Raw genomic sequence first — 21,847 nt, 5'->3', positions numbered from 1 at the left:
AAACCGTGGCGTTTAAAGTTCGTAGTTTACTGGCGTTGGTGATTGTATTGGTGGCCATAGTGCCATCAATCACTATCTCCTTGTTGCTACTCGATGAGCAGTACAAAGCGAACGATGCCTCGATGCAGCGTAGCCTTAATCGTGCTCTAGACAACACCATCCAGGATCTGGATTTCAAATTTTCCATCTTTTCCACTAACTTCAAGCTATTTTCCCGCGAGCGCTACCTGATCCAAGCATTAGATAGCTTTCTCTTCAGCAGTCACGCATTCACGTCGATGAAAGATTTTGTCGAACAAACCACCTTGGTCAGCTCTATCTACTTGCTTGATACTGACCTGCAGATAGTTGAAGAGTATCAGGGATCAATTATCGGTCTGGAAGAGAGTGAACTGCTGACGCGGATGCAAGCCGCCATCGACGAAGATGATGTCAAAGATGGACGGCAACTGCTGTTCCAATTCAAAGATCAGAGAATGACCAGCGGTGCAGAAGGTGAGCAAAAGCTAAGCGATTACGGCGTTGCCGTGCTGATGCCACTCTACCTGCATGTGCTGCAGGAGGGTGTCAGCAGGGAGGCAGAAGGTTATATTCTGGCTGTTCTGCCATTTGATGCTATTTACAAAGTCATCAGTGCCCACTTGCAGGAGGGGGAAGCGGTCGAAATAGTGCAGGGACAGGTTCCCATTGCCGCTCATCCCAAAGCGAAAAAGCTCCGGCAGGAGCTGGATCACCAAATGGCGATTAAAAGCCTGAAAATAGGTGCCAACGTAACGGAGAACACTCTGGAATACGCCATATTCCTGCACGTACGTAAGTCCGCCCGTATGGCAGAGATGGCGCAAGCACAACAAACACTGAGCAGTAGCATCATCATCGCCATTATTCTCGCCATGGTGATCGCTTTCCTTCTCGCCCGTTTAATCGGACAACCTTTCAAAATCCTTTCATCGGTGCTGGAACAATACAAAGCAGGTAACTACATTGCCCCTACACTAAGGTTCAAATTTTTGGAATTTGAACAGGTAAGACAGCTAATTGCAGGGATGGGGGATACGATTACCCGCCAACTGACAAGCCTGAAGGATAAGAACAGAGAACTGCAGCATCTCAGTGAGTTGAAAGATGATTATCTAAGCAAACTGACAGCACTCAATGAGCAATTGGAACAACGGGTAGACGAAAAGACTGCCGAGCTGCGTAACTCGCTGAGTCGTGAAGAACTTAGCCGGCAGTTTATGCAGAGCCTGCTTAAGCTGTCGATTGAGCTGCAACAGTGTGAAAACAATGTCGCGGTGATTGAATTGAGCTTGCAGTTGATGTCAGACCTGTTCCCCAACGTCAAACTGGCGCTCTACTTTGCCCCCAGTCGCTATCAACCAGCCCATTTCAGCAGCGAGGGGATGACACTGACGGTGCAGACGCAGCTTCGCGATGAGCTGGAGACATATAGTGATAATAGACTCGCCCAGTTGCCAAAAACCATCAACTTACATGACGCTCATTGTTACCTGTTCCATCTCGGTTCGGTGAGCAATCAGTTTTTAGGGGCTCTGGTAGTACAAAGCGACACGCTGGAGAACGAGCAACAAAACAACTTCCGTCTGTTTGTTAAACAGATCAGTGCCATTGTCGAAACGCGCCTATTGACCGAAGAGCTGGGCGTCATCGCCAGAACAGATGAGCTGACAGGGCTACCCAACAGGAAAGCCTTTGAAGAGGCATTTGATAACTACGCCAGTATTTTTGAGCGGTACTCAGACCGCCACTTCGGCCTGTTTGTGGTTGATGCCAACGGGCTCAAACTTGCCAATGATAAGTATGGTCACCAGGCAGGTGATTCCTTACTCAAAGCCTTAGCCGCCTTGCTGTCTAAGATTTGCCGTAAAAGCGACAGTGTCTATCGACTTGGTGGCGATGAGTTCGCACTGTTGGTACAGAAAGGCACCCTAGAAGGGTGCCAGTTGCTTACGGATCGCTTGGTGCAAGAGCAAGGACGACACTCTGTCACACTCACACTGGATGGCGATAAGATCGAGTACCTCATCTCATTCAGTACAGGTTTCGCCTCAACAGAAGAGTACCCACCCAATCGTCTGTTTAAACTGGCCGATGAGCGGATGTATGACCAGAAACAGACCCATTACAAAATGCAACGGTTAGGTAAAACCTCCAACGCCGCATCAGACAGCGAAATCGATCCGAAGAATGAGCGATAAGTCAGGTCATCAGCGCACCACCGAGCCGCCCAGTGTTCGCGCACTGACACAAAAGTCGTTAGCCAAATTGGGCGTCATGACTGGCGACACACTTGAACAGCGAACTCTTGGCGAGCGCACCCGCTACCGAGAGCAACTGCTACAACAACAAAAGCAAAAAAATATTGAACAGGTCGTGGCGATTGCGCTGCAACACAGTTCCGACTCGGACGCTGGCACTGTCCTGGATCCAGATTGGCTGCAACATTTTGTCGAACTCGCCGAAGCGACACTCAACCCGCAAATGCAGCAGTTATGGGGAAAAATTTTGGCTGAAGAGGGGCGTAGCCCCGGCAGTTTTTCGCTGAAAGCCTTAGACACATTGCGCAGTATGACGATAAAAGAAGCCCACTACTTTCAACGCTTGTGTGCACTGCGTGCCAGCTGGGGAAGCGGCGGGCGAAGGATATTGCTGGGATGGATCGACCACCAACATTGGTGGCAAGTGATCAAAGGGGAAGTGGCGAAAACCGTCTCTTTAGGTGCCCATGGTATCAGCTACTCAGCGCAGCTGGCGTTAGCCGATATCGGCCTGCTTTATCCAACCGAGCTGGAATCTGGAGAGTTAAGCGCTGAGCCACTGGCGCTCAATATTAACGGCCAGCGTTTTATTATCACGCCTAAGCGCAGTGGACTGAAGCTGGTCTATCTTCGCTTTTCTCCGGTTGGCGACGAACTAAGCCAGCTGCTGCCGGAGAACGGACGACAAAGCTATCTTGATGCGCTGCATAAATTACTTTCTGAAGCGTTCGAAATTAAGTAATTCAGAAAGTTACTTCTCAGAAAACCAAGCCAACTTATCAGCCAATGCCACTACTTCGCCAATAATAATCAATGCCGGCGAGCCCACTTCTGCATCTGCGACAATCTCAGCCAACTGGTTTAGCTGACCTTTCACCACCCGCTGACGTGGGGTTGTTCCTCGCTCAACAATCACAAATGGGGTCGTCTCATCACGGCCATGAGCGATCAACGCCTGTTGGATATCCTGCGAGCGCAGTACCCCCATATAGATGACCAGAGTGTGAGACGACTTGGCCAGGATCTGCCAATCCAACTCCGCACCGCCCTGCTGCCGATGACCCGTAATAAACATCGCAGTCTGCGCATAGTCTCTGTGGGTTAACGGGATACCAGCATAGGCTGCACAACCGGAAGCGGCTGTGATCCCAGGCACCACTTCAAACGGCACCCCTTTTTCGACTAACAGCTCCAGCTCCTCGCCACCCCGACCATAGATAAACGGATCGCCACCTTTCAGTCGTACCACCTTGTCGCCATTTACAGCCCGCTCAGCCATTAGCAGGTTAATCTCGCCCTGCGGCACGCTGTGATTTCCAGCGCGCTTGCCGACACACACCTTCTCAACATGGGCAGGCACCAGTGACATGATCTCTTCTGATACCAGGTAGTCATACATCACAACATCAGCTTGTTGCAGGCGAATGAGTGCTTTGATGGTTAACAATCCTGGATCGCCGGGCCCGGCACCAATCAGCGATACCGGCACAGGCGGCCACGCCTGCGCCATTTTTTCAGCAAGGTTGGGCGCTAATTGACGCAGTGGGGCCATACGTTCAGTCATTACTTCATACTCCAGAAATAGCAAAGGGCCTATCGGCCCTTTTATTCGTTCAGCATAAGAACAAATTAAATACCGTCACCCATCACATTGGTATCGTGCAGACCACACTCTCGTTTCAGACCAAAGAAGCGAGTTTCCTCTTCCGTCATGCCCGCTTCAAGTGGCCGGCTACTGTGGTGATCTCCCACTGAGACATAGCCCTGATCCCACAATGGATGATAATCCAAGCCATTCTCTTTTAAGTAATAGTGAACGTCTTTATTGCTCCAGTCGATGATCGGTAACACCTTAAAGCGTGTATCGATCAAATCAACCACAGGCAGTTCTGCACGAGTAGATGACTGACTGCGCCGTAAACCAGAGAACCAGGTGCCAACACCTAAATCACGCATAGCACGCTGCATCGGCTCAACTTTGTTCATCTTGTTGTAACGGTCAATGCCCTCAATTCCTTGTTCCCATAAACGGCCATGACGCGCCTCCTGCCAGGCCGCACTTTCAGCGCAGCGGTATACTTGCAGATTGAGGTCTAGCTGCTCTGTGAGGCCATCAATAAACTGATAAGTCTCTTTGAACAGATAACCGGTATCCACCAAGATCACGGGAATATCAGGCCGCTGACGTGTCACCATGTGCAGCATCACCGCGGCTTGAATACCAAAGCTGGAGGAGAGCACAATCTCCCCAGGCAGGTTTTCCAGCGCCCAGGCAACTCGCTGTTCAGCAGTTTTCTGCTCCAGACTCTGATTCACCTCGGTCAATGCAATGCGCCGCTGCGCGGTCGGCAGCGTTAACAAGCTATCAGGAGTTATCATGGAAATCCCTCGCTGAGTCGATAACCGGACGCACCACACCAGCACGGATAACGAAGTCACCAAAACGCTCGCTACCATCGCGCTCTTTTGACCAGCGGCCAATTAAACTATCCAGTTCTGCTTTAATTTCGGTATCGCTGATGTTTTCGCGGTACATCCGCGGAATACGGGTACCGTTATGGTTACCACCCAGGTAGAAGTTATACTTATTTGGACCTTTACCCACTAAGCCAACTTCCGCCAACATGGCGCGACCACAACCATTAGGGCAACCGGTGACGCGAGTAATAATCGATTCTTCGGCAATACCGTGCTTAGCCAGCATCCCCTCAATATCGGTCACAAACTCCGGCAACATGCGCTCGGCTTCCGCCATCGCCAATGGGCAAGTCGGTAAAGCCACACAAGCCATTGAGCTCTGACGTTGCTCGGAGACGGAACTGTCCATCAGGCCGTGACTAACTGCGAGCTGCTCAATCTCATTTTTTTGCGCTTCAGGTACACCGGCAACCACTAGATTTTGGTTCGCCGTCATACGGAAATCGCCCTGATGGATCGCAGCGATCTTTGCCATGCCTGTTTTCAACGGCTTGTTAGGGAAGTCGAGGATTCGGCCGTTTTCAATAAACAGCGTCAAATGCCACTTGCCATCGATCCCTTTAACCCAGCCAAAGCGATCGCCACGCTCAGTGAACTCATACGGGCGGCTTGGCTCAAATTTCACACCAGCACGTTTTTCTACTTCCGCTTTAAATACGTCAACACCAACACGCTCAAGGGTGTACTTAGTTTTTGCATTCTTACGGTTAACCCGGTTACCCAAATCACGTTGCGTCGTGACCACAGCTTCAGCAAACGCCAGCGTGTGCTCCACCGGAATAAAGCCGAAATCATCCGCTTTGCGTGGATAAGTCGCCGTATCACCGTGGGTCATGGCTAAGCCACCACCAACCAACACGTTAAAACCGACCAACTTGCCATTATCAGCGATAGCAACAAAGTTCAGATCATTGGCATGCACATCGATGTCGTTGTGCGGCGGGATCACCACGGTTGTTTTGAACTTACGTGGCAGATAGGTTGACCCCAGGATCGGTTCTTCGGTCGATAAATGCTTTTCACCGTTCAACCAGATCTCTGCGTACGCCTTGGTTCGCGGTAACAGATGCTCTGAGATCTTAGTCGCCCATGCATACGCTTCTGCGTGTAGCTCAGACTCAACCGGATTTGAGGTACACAGTACGTTACGGTTAACGTCACCCGCCGTCGCTATCGAATCGATGCCCATGGCATCCAGCGTTTGATGCATCAGCTTCAGGTTGCGTTTGAGTACACCGTGAAACTGAAACGTCTGCCGCGTGGTCAGGCGAATACTGCCGAACATGGTGTTTTCTTCGGCGAACTTATCGATCCCCAGCCACTGCTGCGGCGTGATCACACCGCCGGGCATCCGGGCGCGCAGCATCATGGTTTGCAGCGGTTCCAGCTTCTGCTTGGCACGCTCAGCACGGATATCGCGATCATCCTGCTGATACATTCCGTGAAAACGGATCAGCTGGAAATTGTCAGAGGTAAACCCACCGGTCAAACCATCGTTAAGATCTTCAGCAATGGTGCCGCGCAGGAAGTTACTCTCACCTTTGATTCGCTCGTTGTCTGCCAATTTGCCAGACACTTTCAATTCATTCAGATCGCTCATTAGTAAACATCCCGTTGATAACGCTTCGCGCGACGTAGCTCGGTAACATAGGCTTCAGCATCTTCCTGGCTCTTTCCACCATGCTCTGCCACTACACTGATTAATGCTTCATGCACATCTTTAGCCATACGACTGGCATCGCCACACACATAGAAATGTGCGCCGCTTTCCAACCACTGATACAGCTCTGCCCCCTGTTCACGGATCTTATCCTGCACATAGATCTTGTGCGCTTGATCCCGAGACCAGGCCAGATCCACTTTCGACAACACACCACTTTTTACGTAGCGCTGGATCTCGGTTTGATAGAGGAAATCTTGAGTAAAGGTCGGGTTACCGAACAGCAACCAGTTATCGCCGTCGGCATCAGTTGCTTCCCGTTCCTGAAGAAACGCACGGAACGGCGCGATGCCGGTTCCTGGGCCAACCATAACCACTGGCGTATCACCGTTTTCAGGTAAACGGAAGTGGTCATTGTTTTCAATAAACACTTTTACGTCGTCACCCTCTTCCAGGCGTTCTGCTAAGAACCCAGAGGCGCCGCCCAAATGCTCAGAGCCAAATGCGTCGTAGCGCACCACACCAACCGTCAGATGCACTTCCTCTTCCACCTCTGACTGGCTGGATGCAATAGAATACAAACGCGGTGTAATGCGACGGAGACTGCTTTGCAACTGTTCAGCTGTCAGCTTAGCCGGATGCTCACGCACGACATCAATCACCTGTCGGTCACCGATAAATTCGCGCAACGCAGTGGCATCATCAGCCAACGCTTTCAGTGTCGCGTTGTCAGCCGATTCGGCGTAGCTTTTCACAAAACTAGGCACCAACTGCGTAAGTTCATACTTACTGATCAACGCATCTTTCAAACTGAAAGTTTCGTCATCCAACTTCACTTCGGTCGAACCATCAAGGCCAAGCAAAGTAAGTAGCTCATCGACTAACGCAACGTCATTCTCAAACCAGATCCCCAGCGAATCACCAGGACGATAGGCCAAGCCGGAGCCTTCAAGATCGATCTCGACATGACGGATATCTTTAATAGAATCACGGCCTGTGATCTTCTGGTTCGCCAACAAGTTGGCCGTAAATGGATGCTTTTTGTCATATTGACTTGCGGTGGCAGACACTGCGGTATTCGCCGACACGCCCGCCTGAACCGGTGCATGCACTGCACTCAACTCTTTCGCCAGCACGTCAACCAGCTGATTACGCCAAGTCTCAGCTGCAGCCTCAAAATCAACATCGCAGTCTACGCGGTCAAGTAAGCGAGAGCCGCCTTGCTTGGCGATGCGCTCGTCAAAATCTTTACCTGTCTGGCAATAGAACTCGTAGCTGGAGTCGCCCAGCGCCAAAACAGAAAACTTCAAGCCATCCAGTTTCGGAGCACGTTTAGAGCCTAACAACGCGTGCAGCTCTTCCGCTTCATCCGGTGGATCGCCTTCGCCATGGGTACTCACCACGATGGCCAGGTGGGTCTCTTTCTTCAGCTGTTTCACTGGGAAGTCAGCCATGGAGACCAATTTTGTGGGTAACCCCTTGGCTTCGGCTTGCGCCTGCAGCTGACTCGCCACCGCTTTGCCGTTACCACTTTGGGTGCCATAAAGAATGGTGAGAGCGCCGCCGGCAGCAGGCGCATCAACAGTGACCGCAGTGCCTGCGGTTGCTTGCACGCCGCCCGCATTAGCTAAGCCAGCCAAGTAGCCACTGACCCAGGTCAGTTGTGCCGGATTGAAGTCGCCTACCGCTTGTTGCAGGCGTTGCTGTTGCTCAGTACTGAGCAGTGCAGAAAGCAAATTATCCTTAGAAGCCATCGCTGGTATTTTTCCCAAAATAACAATTGGGCATAGCTTAAGCAGTCACAACGATAACTCGAAATAATAAAAACAGATTTTTTATAACCAAATGTAATAACAAATCGATTTTTAACACATTGGGGTTCTAAGCAGCTCAGGCGGCTTATCTGTAGGAAGGAAGGGCAACAAACAAAAACGGCACCAACAAAGGTGCCGTTCGCAATATCAACTCACTTTAGAAGTGCGCTTGCACACCAATAAAGCCGCCATCAAAATCGACATCAGCATAAATGTCGCTAAGGTCGTCGACGTTAAAGTGCAGTTTGCGGTAACCCAGTTGGATTTCAGCATCTATCGCCGGATTATCGAGAAACTTCCAGCTCACTCCGCCTTGCACGTCATACAGGTAGTTAGAGTCGTAGCCGATCCAGTTGGCTTCACCAAACAGCCCCAGTCCAGTAAAGGGGAATCCGACACCGCCAGCTCCATACAACATCGGGATCACGCCGTTGTATTTTTCACTGGTTGAGGTGGATACCGTCCCGCCAGCACCATCATCAATCTCGCCAGTCACTGCAACCTTGTAATCACCGTATTTGAGGTTTAACCCCAGATCCAGCCATACAGTATCGTTGTCGAGGATCTCGTAGTACATGATGATATCGAGATGATCCAGATCCAGATCGGTGGTCGCTAAACCATTGTAGGTTTCACCGCCAAACTCAAAATCAGTCACATCGGCTTCACCATCAGTGTCTAGCTGATTGTACCGAAGTTTCAGATTTGGCAACAAAGGTACCGGGTGCTCCAGCGCCAGCCAAACTGCGCCCTTGTCGTCATCGGAGAGATTGAAATCTTCCATCGTTGTATCTGAACCAACGGAGCCATCCGCACTCATATGCCAATACTGCGCACCGACATAGAGCCCGGCAATGGTGTCTGCCATCGCTGCCGGCGCAGCAATCAGTGCCCCGCCAGTCAAAAGTGTTGCGAAAATTTTATTATATCTGTGCATTGGTTGTGCCTACCCCTGCGAAAGCAGTCTGTTTAAGTCAATCACGGCGGCATTTGCTCGGGAAATATAGTTCGCCATCACTAAAGAATGGTTAGCTACCACGCCAAATCCGCCGCCATTGAGGATAATAGGGCTCCAGACGGTCTCTTGGGTACCCTCTAGTTCACGAATTATCTGTTTTAAGCTCACGGTTGCGTTCTTTTTCGCCAAAACGTCGGCAAAATCAACTTCTGCGGCATGTAAAAACTGCAGCAATGCCCAACAAGCTCCACGAGACTCATAGAACACATCATCAATTTTCCACCAACTGGTCTTGATCTGTTGGTAGTCAGGGATCGCTGTCGCACTCTTGGCATCAGGTTGGCCAGCAAGATCAATATTTAACCGTTCCCGTCCAACAGATGCTGAAAGCTGTTGTGACATGCTACCTAGACGTTTCTGCACCTCCTGTAACCACGCCTGCAGATTATCTGCCCGGGTATAGAACTGGGCACTGTAGTCGGCTGGATCGGCCAAACGGCTGCGGTAGCGATAAAGTGCTTCTATCCCTTTACGATACTCACCCTCGGCGCTGGGGAAGGCCCAACGGGTATGGTCAGTATTAAACTGCGGCTGAGCCACGGTCAGGTCCTGATCTTCCTGAGACTGAGTCTGTGAGCGACTGAAGTCACGACGCATCACCAATGCCAAGTCTCGGATCTGCTCCAGCACACCAAACTCCCAAGCAGGCATATTATCCATCAACACAGAGGGAGGCATCACATCATTGGCCAGATAGCCACCACTCTTGTCGAGCATGGTTTCACTGACAGCAATCAGTGCTGTCGTTGTGGTATAGCCAACCACAGGCTTTTCTGCAGCAGCCTCGGCATCGATGGTCACCCGCTCGGTGAGATCAATACTCCCCGGCTCAACGCTCCAATACACCGCAATGGCGTAATTAACGATGAGAAAAATAAAAACTACAGGCCAGATCCAACGCTTAAAACTCGTCATTGGTGAAACTCCCCTCAATGATGCTCATGGTGGTGATGTTGTTCGCGGAGATCTCTCACCTCGGCCATCACTGTTATTTTTGTTTCATCAGCAAATATAAGTGTTATCGGGATCTGCTGGCCCACTTGCGGTGAGTTTTTAATATCAAACAACATGATATGTAACCCCCCCGGTTGCAAAGTTACTTTCGATTTCGCTGGCACTTCAATCGAGTCAACCTGGCGCATCTTCATCACCCCATCTTCACTCAAATGATTGTGCAACTCTGCACGCGCTGCGATCTCTGTTTCCGCCCCCAGCAAAACGACCGATTCGGACATCGGATTCTCGATCACCAGGAAAGCGGCGCTGTTCGGAACCCCGGGCGGTAGCGCCCTGATGTACGGCTTAACAATATTTGGCTGTGCTGCCACGGCGAGATTAAAAATCATGCTGCTTAGCACGATAATCACTGAAACAAAGGGTCGTATCACAATTCAGCTCCCTGCAGTTGAGGTTGTCTCATTTTAGCCTAATCTGGTTAGACCACTGTAACCCATTATAGATAAACGTGATCATGTCTAAACATATTACACAACAAGTCACTAAGGGTGTTCTCATCCTGACAATAAATAGGCCTGAAAAACGTAACGCGCTGACTCAGGATATGTATCAGGCGTTAACCGATGGCTTGGAACAAGCCAGCAAACACGATGATGTCAGAGCCGTACTTATCCAGGGAAGCAGCAGTTGTTTCACTGCCGGTAATGACTTAAAGGATTTCCAGTCGATCGATCAACCACCAGAGAAGCTGCCCGTGGTACAGTTTCTGCGTTGCCTATTAGATTTTGACAAGCCATTGATTGCGGCAGCCGCTGGCGCAGCGGTAGGCATTGGTACCACGTTACTGCTGCATTGCGATCTAGTTTATGCTGGGGAAGATACGCGCTTTCAATTACCCTTTACCCATCTTGGCTTGGTACCCGAAGCAGGTTCCAGTTTGCTGCTACCACAATTAGTTGGCTACCCTCGTGCTGCAGAACTGCTCCTGTTAGGCGACGCGTTCGATGCCAAAACCGCCAAACAGATGGGTATGATCAATCAGGTTCTGACGAGCAAAGAGCTGCTCCCTTTTGCCAAGCAACAAGCACAGCGAATTGCCGCTCTTCCCACTGAAGCCATTGACGCCAGCCGTAAGCTGCTCCGCCAGCCCCGTCGTAAAGCGCTGCGCCGTACACTGGAAGCTGAACTCACCTGCTTCTTTAACGCGTTAAGCAGTAAAGAGAGTAAACGAGCGATTAAAGCCGCTTTGAAGCGTGTGAGTGGGGATTAGCCCAACGCATCGCAGCGTACGCAGCAATATAAAGGCTCCCTGCCAAAATTGGATTGGCGGCAAACAGTAGTACCGCCAGTCCTCGCATCACCCACACCGGACGCTGATATTTATCAGCCAACGCAGAAAACAGACCAAACACCCAACCATCATTTTGCTTAACCATGTTCATCGACGACTCCCAATGCAAAGATATCCGCTATCTAGATTCACCAGCCTGCCAACTGAAACACTACAAGTGTCAGGACAAGTCCCAGCAGCGGCAGCATCATCATTAAAAACAGAGGCAGAAACATGGCTTATTCTCCGCGCGCTAAACTAGCGAGATCTTCTGGCAACAATGAAGCCAGTGACGCTGCTAACGATTCCGCTATCTGCACCTGCAGCTCTGCCACGACCTGCTCGGTTTGAGCGACCACTTGCGCTTCCAGCGATTGCTCAACCACAGGTTGCAGCGCATCGGTGTCGATCTCATTAGCGCTGACGCTCATACTGCTAACCAATAACGCCGAGCCTACGAAAAGTGTCTTAGTGATGTTTGAAATAGTCATGTCAGTTCCTTTGGTGTTGAGTATCAGTAAAATTCGCTTTGATACTTACATAACTATTCAACCTACGTGCCAACTTCAAAAATTATTTTTTAAACCATTTAATTCAACAGGTTACATTAAATCCTAGATATTTCCAACGCTTCTGCGACCGGCCGACAACATTGGAAAAAAACTAATTATTGGTTAATTTAGCCAACTCTATTTTGACAAAATTATTCACGCTCGCTTTAAAGCGAAGATGGCAAATAGAACACTAAGTTGAAGATGGTTCGACGCAACCGCGACAGAGGCGGCCAACAAGGCGACGAGCGTTAAACAAAGAGTGAGCGCAAGCAAACCAAAGCACACACAGCGAAGCTGCAGTCCTCGCCAAGCCAGAATGCAAAAAGAATACGGTAGGTTTATCTAAGCAACTGAAACACACTCATGATAGGTGGGTGATAAAAGAGGGAGAATAATCAATAAGGGAATGATACTGCGTGAATCGCTCTATTCCGTCGCGGAACAGTCATCATTCACATTCAATCCCTTTAATCTTACGTAGCCTTGCGGCACTGATACTGAGATACGTCATGGTCTGGTATCCATCTGGCTTACATCAACATCTACAAATAGCCACATAGAGAAACCTAGCGACCCGCGATTAGCACAGACTCATCTGGGTTTTGCGCTTCTCGCTCCGCCAAATCAGCTTGGTTCGCAATCGCAATGTCAGCAGGTGCCAACTCAGCCATAGATGCAGCGACAAGTGCAGCCGCTGACTGTTGTAATTCATCACCCAACTCAACAACCACACGCTGGGTTTGTTCGGCAACTTGTACAGCAAGGTAGTCGGTCACATCGTTGCTGGTATCAGCCTGAGCGGAGAAACCAGTAAATACCAGAGTGATAGCGGCGGCAGTGTTAAGTATGTTCATCATCGTCTTCCTGAAAATTGATTAAGTGACGAACTAACTGTTTCAATTGCCGTGCCAGATCAAAGAAATAAAACTATCTCTTTATATATCAGCACGTTGAGGTGAGCAATGAAAGAAAAAATAACAAGAGAGAAAAGTGAAATGGTGAAATTAACCAGCGATATAGTTAATCTCACCATGTAGTTGGTAAATATGAGTAGGTGATCAACTGAGTGCTCTGCTATTTAAAGGCTAATCACAATTGACCTGTTGTAACGCCGCCTCAACCACTTCAACACCAGAGCCTGGTTTGTGAGCATTTTCGCTCAGATAGCGCCGCCAACGACGGGCACCCGGCATTCCCTGAAATATCCCCAGCATATGTCGACTGATATGGTTGAGATAGCCGCCCCCATCCAGATGGGCCTGAATATAGGGGTACATGGCTTCAACGACCTCACGCCTGGTTCTTGCTGGTGCGCTATCACCGAATAATAGGCGGTCGACCTCTGCCATCATATATGGATTCTGATACGCCTCTCGCCCCACCATTACGCCATCCACATGCTGCAGATGCTGCTGACACTCATCGAGAGTCTTGATACCGCCATTGATGACGATCTCTAACTCAGGATAGTCACGCTTTAGCTGGTAGACCCGTGGATAATCCAGCGGCGGGATCTCGCGATTCTCTTTGGGACTCAACCCCTGTAACCAAGCTTTGCGCGCATGAATGGTAAAGCTGTCACAACCGGCACTTTTCACGGTATCAATCAACTGGGTCAGAAATTCATAGCTGTCCTGCTCATCAATACCGATGCGCGTTTTTACCGTGATCGGCAAATCAGACGCTGCACGCATCTGTTCCACACATTGGGCGACCAACGCTGGCTCCGCCATCAAGCAGGCACCAAAGCGACCATTTTGCACACGATCCGAGGGGCAGCCGACATTCAGGTTCACCTCATCATAGCCCCGCTCCGCCGCCAGCTTAGCGCACTTAGCGAGCGCTTCTGGATCACTCCCCCCCAGCTGCAACGCTATGGGATGCTCAGACTCATTAAATGCCAGAAAATCCCCGCGCCCATGCAGGATGGCTCCCGTGGTTACCATCTCGGTATAAAGCAGCGTGTTATTGCTGATCAACCGCATAAAGTGGCGACAATGGCGATCGGTCCAATCCAGCATCGGGGCAACGGAGAACTTACGAGAGAATGGCTTACTAAGAGTCACGGGCACTAAAAGATCACAGTTTGGAATAAACCGCCATTGTATCACCCTCCTAACTCAAGACGTAATCAGAGCGAATAAGCGCTACGACCAAGCGCTTCTGACACTCCTGCACGGGATGTGGAATCATTAGTTGACGGTCAGAAGTCGCAAAAAGCGGTTATAAAAAGTTCATATCAGCGTCATCAAATTGATCTATGTCACCTATTTGTTAGTGTAAACACTCTAATGAATAGGTGTTATTAGGAAGAACAGATGATTCAGGGTCGTATTTCAGCCATTTTATTAGCCATCACTTGTCTATTGCTCTCCAGTAAGGCGATCGCTCTCGATATCAAGGCAGCCGAGAGCTTGTGTCATGCCATTGCCAAAGATGACACAGTAAAGGTGAAAAAAACGCTGAGAAAGCAAAGGGTGAAGCTCAAACGCATCTACCAAGATGTGATGTGCAATGGCAGAAGCTTGCTAAAGTTTGCCTTGGAACGCAGTGCAAACGAGGTCGGCCAATACTTGGTGGAGCAGCTTCCGGATAAGATGCTCAATGATGCCGGCCCAGATGGTTACATGGTGCTGAGTTGGGGTGAGCATAACGGCTATGAAGCCTCACCGATCCTTAAAGCGATCCGCCAACGCATCTAAAACCAGCACAACTGGCAGGGGCGCTTTGTGGCAAATCGGCTACAAAGTGTCCTCTCACCATTATTTTGCTTAGAAATATCTGAAACAAAGCCAACCCAGTGCACATTCTTCCCCGATAAGCTCTTTTCCCGCTATTGCCAAGTTGCGCCAACGCATTTAGCAGATAGAATAAAAGTAACTATCGCCAGCTATTTAGTAGCTTCAGTGAACGCTAAGGAGCAACAAGGCCTCACTTATGAATGTAGAATTTATTAATCCTTTCCTCGAGTCGCTAAATAACGTGCTCGGCACCATGGCATCTCTTGAACTTAAAGCTGGGAAGCCAAGACTTAAAAAAGATGAAAAGGCGCAGGGCGATGTCAGCGGATTAATCGGTATGGTAGGCCCACAAACCAAAGGCTCTCTCTCCATTACCTTTGAGGGCACCCTTGCCTTGGAAATCATGCAGCGGATGTTGGGTGAACGTCCCACCGAAATTAACGAAGAAGTGACCGACATGGTGGGTGAAATTACCAATATGGTCACCGGCGGCGCCAAGAACATTTTGGGTGACAAAGGCTACGACTTCGATATGGCGACCCCTGTCGTGGTTTCAGGCATGGGTCACACCATCAGTCATAAATCCGATGGACCGAAGATCCTGATCCCATTCGGCTCAGAATATGGCAATGCCAATATCGAAATCTGCTTCGACAAGTAACCATGTGGCAGCAAATATTAATTAGATTGAAGCCGCGTTGTCGCGGCTTTCATCTGATCAGTGATGAAGTGATTAGCCAACTACCACAACTGCAGCAATATCAGATCGGCTTAGCTCATCTGTTTATTCAACACACCTCCGCCTCTCTCACCATCAATGAAAATGCCGATCCCACGGTACGCTCCGATATGGAATCCCACTTCAATCATTTCGTACCAGAGCGAGCCAGCTACTATCAGCATACCTATGAAGGGGATGATGATATGCCAGCCCACATCAAGGCGAGCCTGCTGGGTAGTAGTGTTATGCTGCCCATTCGTCAGGGACATTTAGCGATGGGCACCTGGCAGGGAATCTATTTAGGTGAACATAGGGATCAAGGTGGTAGTCGCAAGATACTGGTCACGTTACAGGGTTCAAAATGATCGCTCTGGGGAGCAAATAGCGTATCTAGAGGTCAGAGCCTCTAATCACCTTTAAACGTTGGAGAGAAAATGCCCCACCGTGTATCCAATAAACCTCGTGAAGCCCTCAGAGTTTTACTATTGCAGATCCGCAACGACAGCGTCACGCGATTAGAGGAACTCACCAGTTTCGCCACGTTTTGTGGCCTGAACGAGGAACAATTTTCAGTACTTAACGTCTTTGATCAGCCACATTTCGAACCGGAAGTTATCGACAAATTTGACGCCGTGTTAGTTGGCGGCTCATCCGACGCCTCTGTTTTAGAGCCTATCGATTACCCATTTGTACCTGATGCAGCTGCACTGCTACGTTACTGTATCGATATCAAGATGCCCACTTTTTGCAGTTGTTTCGGTCATCAGTTGGCCGTAGTCGCACTCGGTGGTGAAGTGATCAGAGATGAAACAGATTACGAAATGGGCACGATACCCATTAGCCTCACCGCTGCCGCGCAAACCGATCCACTCTTTCACGACACAACGAACCCGTTTTATGCCGTGTCAGTGCATCGAGAAAGGGCGCCCCAGATCCCAGAAAATTGCACACTGCTCGCAGAGACCGCCCCTTGCAGTCATAGTTTCAAGGTTAACAACGCGCCGTTCTGGACCACTCAATTTCACCCAGAGGTGGATCGTCAGGTGCTTATCGACCGACTCAGTCTCTATGCCCATAAATACACGCAAAACTCGGCTCAACTGCACGCGGTGTTGTCGTCAGCGGTAGAAACCCCTGAATCGAACGCACTACTACGCAAGTTTATCGATCGCGTGGTTTTGGCTGCGCCGGCTAACGCGTAATGAACGACACAGGCAGAGCGAGCGTCATCGGCAGTCGCATCGGCCGATTACTGGCAGTGGCTATAGTTGGTTTATCTTTTAGTTTATTCGCTGCAGCAAACAGCCAGCCGATCACGGTCCCCGGAGGAACGCTTTCACTGGCGTTAGATCCGGCATTGAGCCCTAGCCAACAAGAAAAGGTGCGACGCTGGCTACAAGAGACAGCGCTTGTCGTCAGTAAGATCTCCGGCCAATTTCCTATTCCCATCGCTCATATTGAAGTTAAAGTAGCCAGCTATGGTCAAGGCCCCGTACCGTGGGGGCAGATAACCCGTGGCACACCGAATGGCATCACCTTTTATGTCAATCCCGAACAGTCTCTACGGCAATTCCAACAAGACTGGACAGGGGTTCACGAATTCAGCCACCTACTGATCCCCTTCCCTGGTAGTGCAGATATCTGGTTATCTGAAGGGCTTGCCAGTTACTACCAGAACATACTTAGAGGCACTCAAGGCATACTGACCGAAGAGCAAGTTTGGCAAGAGATGCACGCTGGATTCTTACGGGGTCAAAAAGATGCGATCCAGAAAGATAGACCATTAAGAGAACTCAGCGGCAGCATGTGGTCTACCGGCAGTTACAAACGGGTGTATTGGTCTGGCGCCGCCTACTTTCTTCTGGCAGATGTCAGACTGCAAAAGCTGGGCAGCCCGCACTCTATGGCATCAGTAATGGCAGGCTTTCAAGCTTGCTGTCGAATGCTGCCACAAGAGTGGAACGGCCCCGAGATGATCCTGCGCTTTGACCAACTCAGCGAAAGCGATGTGTTCAGTACCCTGTATGGCGAGATCATCGACCAAGCAGTGTTTCCCGATCTCACGGAGGCATATACCTGGTTAGGCTTAGACTTGATGGGGGGCCGCTTGGAGCCAGACTCCGCGACCAAGTTCAAACAGCGACGATTAAAACTGATCTATCCCCACAGAAACCAGTGAAATCCAACACATTGATGGTGTGGCAATTATCAGCTGTGCTTTAATCTATTCGGTAGGCCTATTCATTCAAGCCAAACAGTTCCAATGAGAGAGAAGTATTTAGATGTTCCTCAATAGCATTAACCAATTTCGTGGCATGGCTATCCTGTTTATCGTATTTGCCCATGTCTATCGCATGGCGGGTTGGCAGACAGACGGGTTTGTCAATGGCACCCTGTTTAACCTGATGATGAACGGCACCGTGTTTTTCGTGTTTATCTCCGGCTTTCTGTTCCATCATGTTTTCCATCATCGCCGCGGCTTCGCTAAGTATTTTGGCAACAAGTGTAAGTTTGTTCTGCTGCCTTACCTGCTGCTATCTCTGCCGTGGATCACATGGCATCTAACCAGCGCAGCCAGCCCACAGTTCCACCTTGAGGCGGGTATCGATAACCCAGCGCTGGCGGCTAGCTGGTATGTGATCACTGGGCGTACGCTCACCGCATACTGGTATATCCCCATGGGTATGATGCTGTTCGCTTTGTGTCCGGTATTTAAGTGGCTGACCAATAAAGGCTGGGTCATGTACATGGCGATCCCACTGCTGCTGATTGCCGTTTATGTCCATCGCCCTATTGGCAACCTAAATGCACTGCAATCACTGGTCTATTTTATCCCTATCTACCTGATCGGTATCTGGGTCTCTGCCCACCGTGATATCGCTTTCCCGTGGATGGACAAATATTGGTGGTTACTACTGGTTATCGCCGTGTCATTGGCGATGCTCCAAACCTACTTCTTTGAAGCGGGTCCAATGAACAAAGCCCCCTTTGAACCAGGCGCACCTGACTTGATGTTATTGCAAAAATTAGCGCTGGCACTGATGTTTATGGCGTTGTTCAACAAACTAGGCGATCGCCAAATACCGTTGATGCCGCAATTGGCGGATACCAGTTTTGCCATCTATTTTATCCATCCATGGATCACCACCCCTTGGTGGATGATTTTTGGCGAACCGGATCTGTTCGGTATGCAGGAATACGGTAATTGGTTTACCGCGATTATCATGACCCTAGCCATCACCCTGATTAGCATGCTGATCGCGATGGGGATTAAAAAGCTACTGGATAAACGCAGTCGCTATCTAATTGGCTGGTAATAAGAGAATGATTTCAGCGGCTTTGCTAAAACAGCAAGGCCGCTGCTAACAAACTAAGCAAATACTGGCGCGTCATACCCCTCAGGCTCATCGCTGTAAACACAGACGTTGTAATCTTCCACTAACCCGGTTTCGGCAACACACTGCGCCTCAAAAAATTCACTGATCTCTTTACGCTGACAGTGCGCTTCAAAACTGGCGCGGTCCCGCCATATTTCTTGAAACGCAATAGGGAAACTGCTTCCCGTGGCAAATGGGTTTTCAATATGGCGAGTCACCAAATACTGAATACAACCATCTTCTCGCTGGGTGTTGGGCTCTAACGCCTGTAGTACCTTAAATAGTTCATTCAACTTGCCAGGTTTAGGTTTAAACAGCGCGATACAGTAGATCTTGCTCGACATAGCGACGACTCTCCATCATCAATAATTAAAACCAATGAGATAAGCTCAAACAGCCCTGATAGTGGCTTCGCCAACGTATGCAACAAACAGTTACCAGGGAATAAGCAAAACGCTAGTATGTACCAATAAACGGCCTACTGCCGCTATGATCTCGGATGATTTTCCAAAGGAATGCGTAATGCAACAGCTGCAAGTCAACGAACTCACTCCGTACCTGCAGGACTTAGTCGCACTGTTAATTGACTGTGTGGATGACGGTGCATCCATTGGCTTTATTCCTCCCCTTGCCCGCGATGAGGCGCTACAGTATTGGCAAGCTGTTGAGCAATCTTTGGCAACGCCTGAACGCGTGATGCTAATCGCCTTAGACGACCAACAGCAGCTACTCGGCACAATACAGCTGTCGATGACTGCCAAGCCCAATGGCCACCATCGTGCAGAAGTGGAAAAGCTAATGGTACATACCCGTACCAGAGGGCAAGGCATAGGCAAAGCTTTGATCTTGGCAGCAGAACCTCTGGCAGTTAAACATGGCCGCCATCTAATGGTACTCGATACCCGTCTCGGCGATGTCGCTTCAGCGCTGTACCGCCGAGTCGGCTACCAAGAAGCGGGACAGATCCCCGGTTTCGCCCTCAATGGCGAAGGGACTTATGATGCAACCGTGTACTTCTATAAACGCTTATCGACCGCTTCTAAGGAGCCCTAATGGCAAAGATCAAGTTGCCTAATGACCAGCGCACCCCACTGCTGGACAAACTGCAACGCTATATCGCTGAGGAACTGGACTACGAGTTAGGCCAATTTGAAGCCGAATTCATGTTGGACTTTATCGGCGATAACCTGGGGCCTCATTTCTATAATCAGGGGCTACGGGATGCGCAGGCGGTGGTTGCTGATAGATTGGAATTAGTAACCGAAGCGATTGATGAATTAGAGCAGTAACTGTCTGCAGCAATCGGATTGCCAAGCGCAAAAGTGAGCATACATAGGCATTTATCGCCATCATAAAAACAAACGACAACTTAATCTCTGATCACTAACGACTGACAATCTCGTCGCAGAAAAAAGCCGCTCAAATAAGCGGCTTCTGATTGACGATGCAAGCAGCTTTTACTGTTTCGGTAACTCGGTTTGTCCACAAGCGGCAGCACTAAACACCACATCAGTTGAGCTATTAAGGGCGGTCTCAGCTGAATCCTGTACCACACCAATAATAAAGCCCACCGCAACCACTTGCATGGCCACATCGTTAGAGATACCGAATAAGCTACAGGCCAATGGGATCAGCAGCAACGACCCTCCTGCCACTCCCGATGCACCACAAGCCGAAACGGCAGCGACAACACTCAGCAACAGCGCTGTTGCGATATCCACTTCAACACCAACAGTGTGTACTGCAGCCAGCGTCAACACGGTGATGGTGATCGCCGCACCCGCCATATTGATGGTCGCTCCCAAGGGAATAGAAACTGAATAGGTATCTTCATGGAGTTTAAGACGCTCACACAATGCCAGATTCACTGGTACGTTGGCCGCCGAACTGCGGGTGAAGAAGGCGGTGACGCCACTTTCCCGTAAACAGAGCAACACCAGCGGATAAGGGTTCTTGCGCGTTCTGACAAACACAACCAATGGATTAACCACTAAAGCGATAAACAACATTGAGCCCAACAGCACGGCGAGTAGCTTGCCGTAGCCCGCCAACGCAACAAAGCCGGTTTCAGCGACGGTTTGCGCCACCAAGCCAAAAATACCGATCGGAGCAAAGCGGATCACCATTCTTACGATCAAAGTGACGCTCTCTGATACATCATGGAACATCTGCTTGGTCGATTTAGAGGCCTTATGCAGCGCTAAACCTAACGCTACACCCCAAGCCAGAATGCCGATAAAGTTACCCGTCATCAGCGCATTAACCGGATTGTCCACCACCTTAAACAGCAAGGTATTGAGTACCTCGCCAATGCCGCCCGGCGGTGCCATCGCAGCTTCCGGTGCCGTTAATACCAGCGTCGTGGGGAATAAAAAGCTCATACTGACGGCCACCAGCGCCGACGCCAATGTACCGATCACATAGAGCAGGAGAATCGGACGCACATGGGTATGTTCACCTTTCTTCTGATTGGCGATAGAGGACGCCACCAAAATAAATACCAGTACAGGAGCCACCGCTTTTAACGCCGAAACAAATAGCGAGCCCAAAAAAGCAATGCTTTTTGCCGTTGACGGTGACACGCTGGCCAACACGACCCCAGCGATAATCCCGATCAGGATCTGCAAAACCAGACTGCCACTAGTCAGTCGCTTAATAAGTGAGGGCTGAGTTGTCATAAACACCTTGCTGCGGCCAACATGTGGCAACGTAAATTTTCAAGGTGCAGGTTTTAGCAACTCTTAACTAACTGTGTCCAGTGTTAAGGAGTACTAACTTGATCTCCATTCAACCAAGAGTGTAAAGGGGGGCTAGGCGTAACAAGCGCATTACAAAAGCTGCACACGAAATAAACCTAGTATAGGAATGGTTCAAGATACCCCTCACCCAACCCTCTCAACTTGAAGAGGGCTTTTTAA

The 21,847-nt window shown here is 49.8% G+C and carries 24 protein-coding genes; 11 read left to right on the top strand and 13 right to left on the bottom strand.

The window, feature by feature from the left end; genetic code table 11:
- Nucleotides 1-5 precede the first annotated feature (5 nt).
- Entirely contained in the window at nucleotides 6-2,219 is a 2,214-nt protein-coding gene (locus tag DU002_RS03745) for a GGDEF domain-containing protein (RefSeq protein ID WP_114337024.1), read from the top strand.
- The gene (locus DU002_RS03740) at nucleotides 2,209-3,021 is read left to right on the top strand and encodes a TIGR03899 family protein (RefSeq protein ID WP_114337023.1); all 813 of its coding nucleotides are present in this window, start codon (nucleotides 2,209-2,211) and stop codon (nucleotides 3,019-3,021) included. The genes DU002_RS03745 and DU002_RS03740 overlap by 11 nt, the downstream gene beginning before the upstream one ends.
- A 9-nt stretch (nucleotides 3,022-3,030) precedes the next feature.
- On the opposite strand, the gene cobA is transcribed toward DU002_RS03740, so the two are convergent.
- The 7 genes from cobA to DU002_RS03705 form a co-directional block, all read right to left on the bottom strand.
- A complete protein-coding gene (cobA, locus tag DU002_RS03735) occupies nucleotides 3,031-3,843 on the bottom strand; it encodes a uroporphyrinogen-III C-methyltransferase (protein ID WP_114337022.1) in 813 nt (270 codons plus the stop codon).
- 65 nt (nucleotides 3,844-3,908) lie between these two features.
- Nucleotides 3,909-4,658, bottom strand: coding sequence for a phosphoadenylyl-sulfate reductase (locus DU002_RS03730; RefSeq protein WP_114337021.1), 750 nt, complete (start codon nucleotides 4,656-4,658; stop codon nucleotides 3,909-3,911).
- Nucleotides 4,645-6,357, bottom strand: coding sequence for an assimilatory sulfite reductase (NADPH) hemoprotein subunit (gene cysI / locus DU002_RS03725; protein ID WP_114337020.1), 1,713 nt, complete (start codon nucleotides 6,355-6,357; stop codon nucleotides 4,645-4,647). Before cysI ends, DU002_RS03730 begins: the two co-directional genes overlap by 14 nt.
- Nucleotides 6,357-8,171 carry an assimilatory sulfite reductase (NADPH) flavoprotein subunit gene (locus DU002_RS03720; RefSeq protein WP_114337019.1) on the bottom strand — a complete coding sequence of 605 codons (1,815 nt, stop codon included), beginning with the start codon at nucleotides 8,169-8,171 and terminating at the stop codon, nucleotides 6,357-6,359. Before DU002_RS03720 ends, cysI begins: the two co-directional genes overlap by 1 nt.
- Nucleotides 8,172-8,388: 217 nt before the next feature.
- The gene (locus DU002_RS03715) at nucleotides 8,389-9,168 is read right to left on the bottom strand and encodes a TIGR04219 family outer membrane beta-barrel protein (protein ID WP_114337018.1); all 780 of its coding nucleotides are present in this window, start codon (nucleotides 9,166-9,168) and stop codon (nucleotides 8,389-8,391) included.
- A 9-nt stretch (nucleotides 9,169-9,177) separates the two neighbouring features.
- Nucleotides 9,178-10,164 carry a DUF2333 family protein gene (locus DU002_RS03710; protein WP_114337017.1) on the bottom strand — a complete coding sequence of 329 codons (987 nt, stop codon included), beginning with the start codon at nucleotides 10,162-10,164 and terminating at the stop codon, nucleotides 9,178-9,180.
- A gap of 14 nt (nucleotides 10,165-10,178) precedes the next feature.
- Entirely contained in the window at nucleotides 10,179-10,637 is a 459-nt protein-coding gene (locus DU002_RS03705; RefSeq protein ID WP_114337016.1) for a copper chaperone PCu(A)C, read from the bottom strand.
- Nucleotides 10,638-10,720: 83 nt separating this feature from the next.
- Here DU002_RS03705 and DU002_RS03700 point away from each other — a divergent pair, with 83 nt between their 5' ends.
- Nucleotides 10,721-11,476: an enoyl-CoA hydratase-related protein gene (locus DU002_RS03700; RefSeq protein WP_114337015.1), complete on the top strand. Its 756-nt coding sequence runs from the start codon at nucleotides 10,721-10,723 to the stop codon at nucleotides 11,474-11,476.
- On the opposite strand, the gene DU002_RS03695 is transcribed toward DU002_RS03700, so the two are convergent.
- The 4 genes from DU002_RS03695 to dusA all read right to left on the bottom strand — a co-directional run bounded on the left by DU002_RS03695 (nucleotide 11,442) and on the right by dusA (nucleotide 14,162).
- Nucleotides 11,442-11,648, bottom strand: coding sequence for a PspC domain-containing protein (locus DU002_RS03695; RefSeq protein ID WP_114337014.1), 207 nt, complete (start codon nucleotides 11,646-11,648; stop codon nucleotides 11,442-11,444). The genes DU002_RS03700 and DU002_RS03695 overlap by 35 nt on opposite strands.
- Nucleotides 11,649-11,775: 127 nt before the next feature.
- Nucleotides 11,776-12,027: a hypothetical protein gene (locus tag DU002_RS03690; RefSeq protein ID WP_114337013.1), complete on the bottom strand. Its 252-nt coding sequence runs from the start codon at nucleotides 12,025-12,027 to the stop codon at nucleotides 11,776-11,778.
- Nucleotides 12,028-12,656: 629 nt separating this feature from the next.
- Nucleotides 12,657-12,947 (bottom strand): hypothetical protein, encoded by a 291-nt coding sequence (locus DU002_RS03685; RefSeq protein ID WP_130566297.1) that lies wholly within the window; start codon nucleotides 12,945-12,947, stop codon nucleotides 12,657-12,659.
- A 228-nt stretch (nucleotides 12,948-13,175) separates the two neighbouring features.
- Nucleotides 13,176-14,162, bottom strand: coding sequence for a tRNA dihydrouridine(20/20a) synthase DusA (dusA, locus tag DU002_RS03680; protein WP_267896990.1), 987 nt, complete (start codon nucleotides 14,160-14,162; stop codon nucleotides 13,176-13,178).
- A gap of 246 nt (nucleotides 14,163-14,408) precedes the next feature.
- On the opposite strand from dusA, the gene DU002_RS03675 reads away from it, so the two are divergent.
- The 6 genes from DU002_RS03675 to DU002_RS03650 all read left to right on the top strand — a co-directional run bounded on the left by DU002_RS03675 (nucleotide 14,409) and on the right by DU002_RS03650 (nucleotide 18,869).
- Nucleotides 14,409-14,792 carry a DUF3718 domain-containing protein gene (locus tag DU002_RS03675; RefSeq protein ID WP_114337010.1) on the top strand — a complete coding sequence of 128 codons (384 nt, stop codon included), beginning with the start codon at nucleotides 14,409-14,411 and terminating at the stop codon, nucleotides 14,790-14,792.
- A gap of 235 nt (nucleotides 14,793-15,027) precedes the next feature.
- Complete coding sequence (locus tag DU002_RS03670; protein WP_114337009.1) at nucleotides 15,028-15,492, top strand: chemotaxis protein CheX; 465 nt, start codon at nucleotides 15,028-15,030, stop codon at nucleotides 15,490-15,492.
- 2 nt (nucleotides 15,493-15,494) lie between these two features.
- A complete protein-coding gene (locus tag DU002_RS03665; protein ID WP_114337008.1) occupies nucleotides 15,495-15,917 on the top strand; it encodes a secondary thiamine-phosphate synthase enzyme YjbQ in 423 nt (140 codons plus the stop codon).
- Nucleotides 15,918-15,986: 69 nt separating this feature from the next.
- Entirely contained in the window at nucleotides 15,987-16,754 is a 768-nt protein-coding gene (locus DU002_RS03660; RefSeq protein WP_114337007.1) for a type 1 glutamine amidotransferase, read from the top strand.
- The gene (locus tag DU002_RS03655) at nucleotides 16,754-17,731 is read left to right on the top strand and encodes a M61 family metallopeptidase (RefSeq protein WP_114337006.1); all 978 of its coding nucleotides are present in this window, start codon (nucleotides 16,754-16,756) and stop codon (nucleotides 17,729-17,731) included. Before DU002_RS03660 ends, DU002_RS03655 begins: the two co-directional genes overlap by 1 nt.
- A gap of 103 nt (nucleotides 17,732-17,834) precedes the next feature.
- Entirely contained in the window at nucleotides 17,835-18,869 is a 1,035-nt protein-coding gene (locus DU002_RS03650; RefSeq protein WP_114337005.1) for an acyltransferase family protein, read from the top strand.
- Between the two features lie 53 nt (nucleotides 18,870-18,922).
- Here DU002_RS03650 and DU002_RS03645 read toward each other — a convergent pair whose 3' ends face one another.
- Nucleotides 18,923-19,273, bottom strand: coding sequence for a putative quinol monooxygenase (locus DU002_RS03645; protein WP_114337004.1), 351 nt, complete (start codon nucleotides 19,271-19,273; stop codon nucleotides 18,923-18,925).
- A gap of 178 nt (nucleotides 19,274-19,451) precedes the next feature.
- Between DU002_RS03645 and DU002_RS03640 the strand changes: the two genes are divergently transcribed.
- A complete protein-coding gene (locus tag DU002_RS03640) occupies nucleotides 19,452-19,982 on the top strand; it encodes a GNAT family N-acetyltransferase (protein ID WP_114337003.1) in 531 nt (176 codons plus the stop codon).
- Nucleotides 19,982-20,218: a DUF2164 domain-containing protein gene (locus DU002_RS03635; RefSeq protein WP_114337002.1), complete on the top strand. Its 237-nt coding sequence runs from the start codon at nucleotides 19,982-19,984 to the stop codon at nucleotides 20,216-20,218. Before DU002_RS03640 ends, DU002_RS03635 begins: the two co-directional genes overlap by 1 nt.
- Nucleotides 20,219-20,386: 168 nt before the next feature.
- Here the strand turns inward: DU002_RS03635 and sstT are convergent, their stop codons facing one another.
- Nucleotides 20,387-21,607 carry a serine/threonine transporter SstT gene (gene sstT, locus DU002_RS03630; protein ID WP_114337001.1) on the bottom strand — a complete coding sequence of 407 codons (1,221 nt, stop codon included), beginning with the start codon at nucleotides 21,605-21,607 and terminating at the stop codon, nucleotides 20,387-20,389.
- Between the last annotated feature and the right edge of the window lie 240 nt (nucleotides 21,608-21,847).

Source organism: Corallincola holothuriorum, from assembly GCF_003336225.1.
GTDB lineage: Bacteria > Pseudomonadota > Gammaproteobacteria > Enterobacterales > Neiellaceae > Corallincola > Corallincola holothuriorum.
This window is presented reverse-complemented; position numbering and strand designations above follow the sequence as displayed.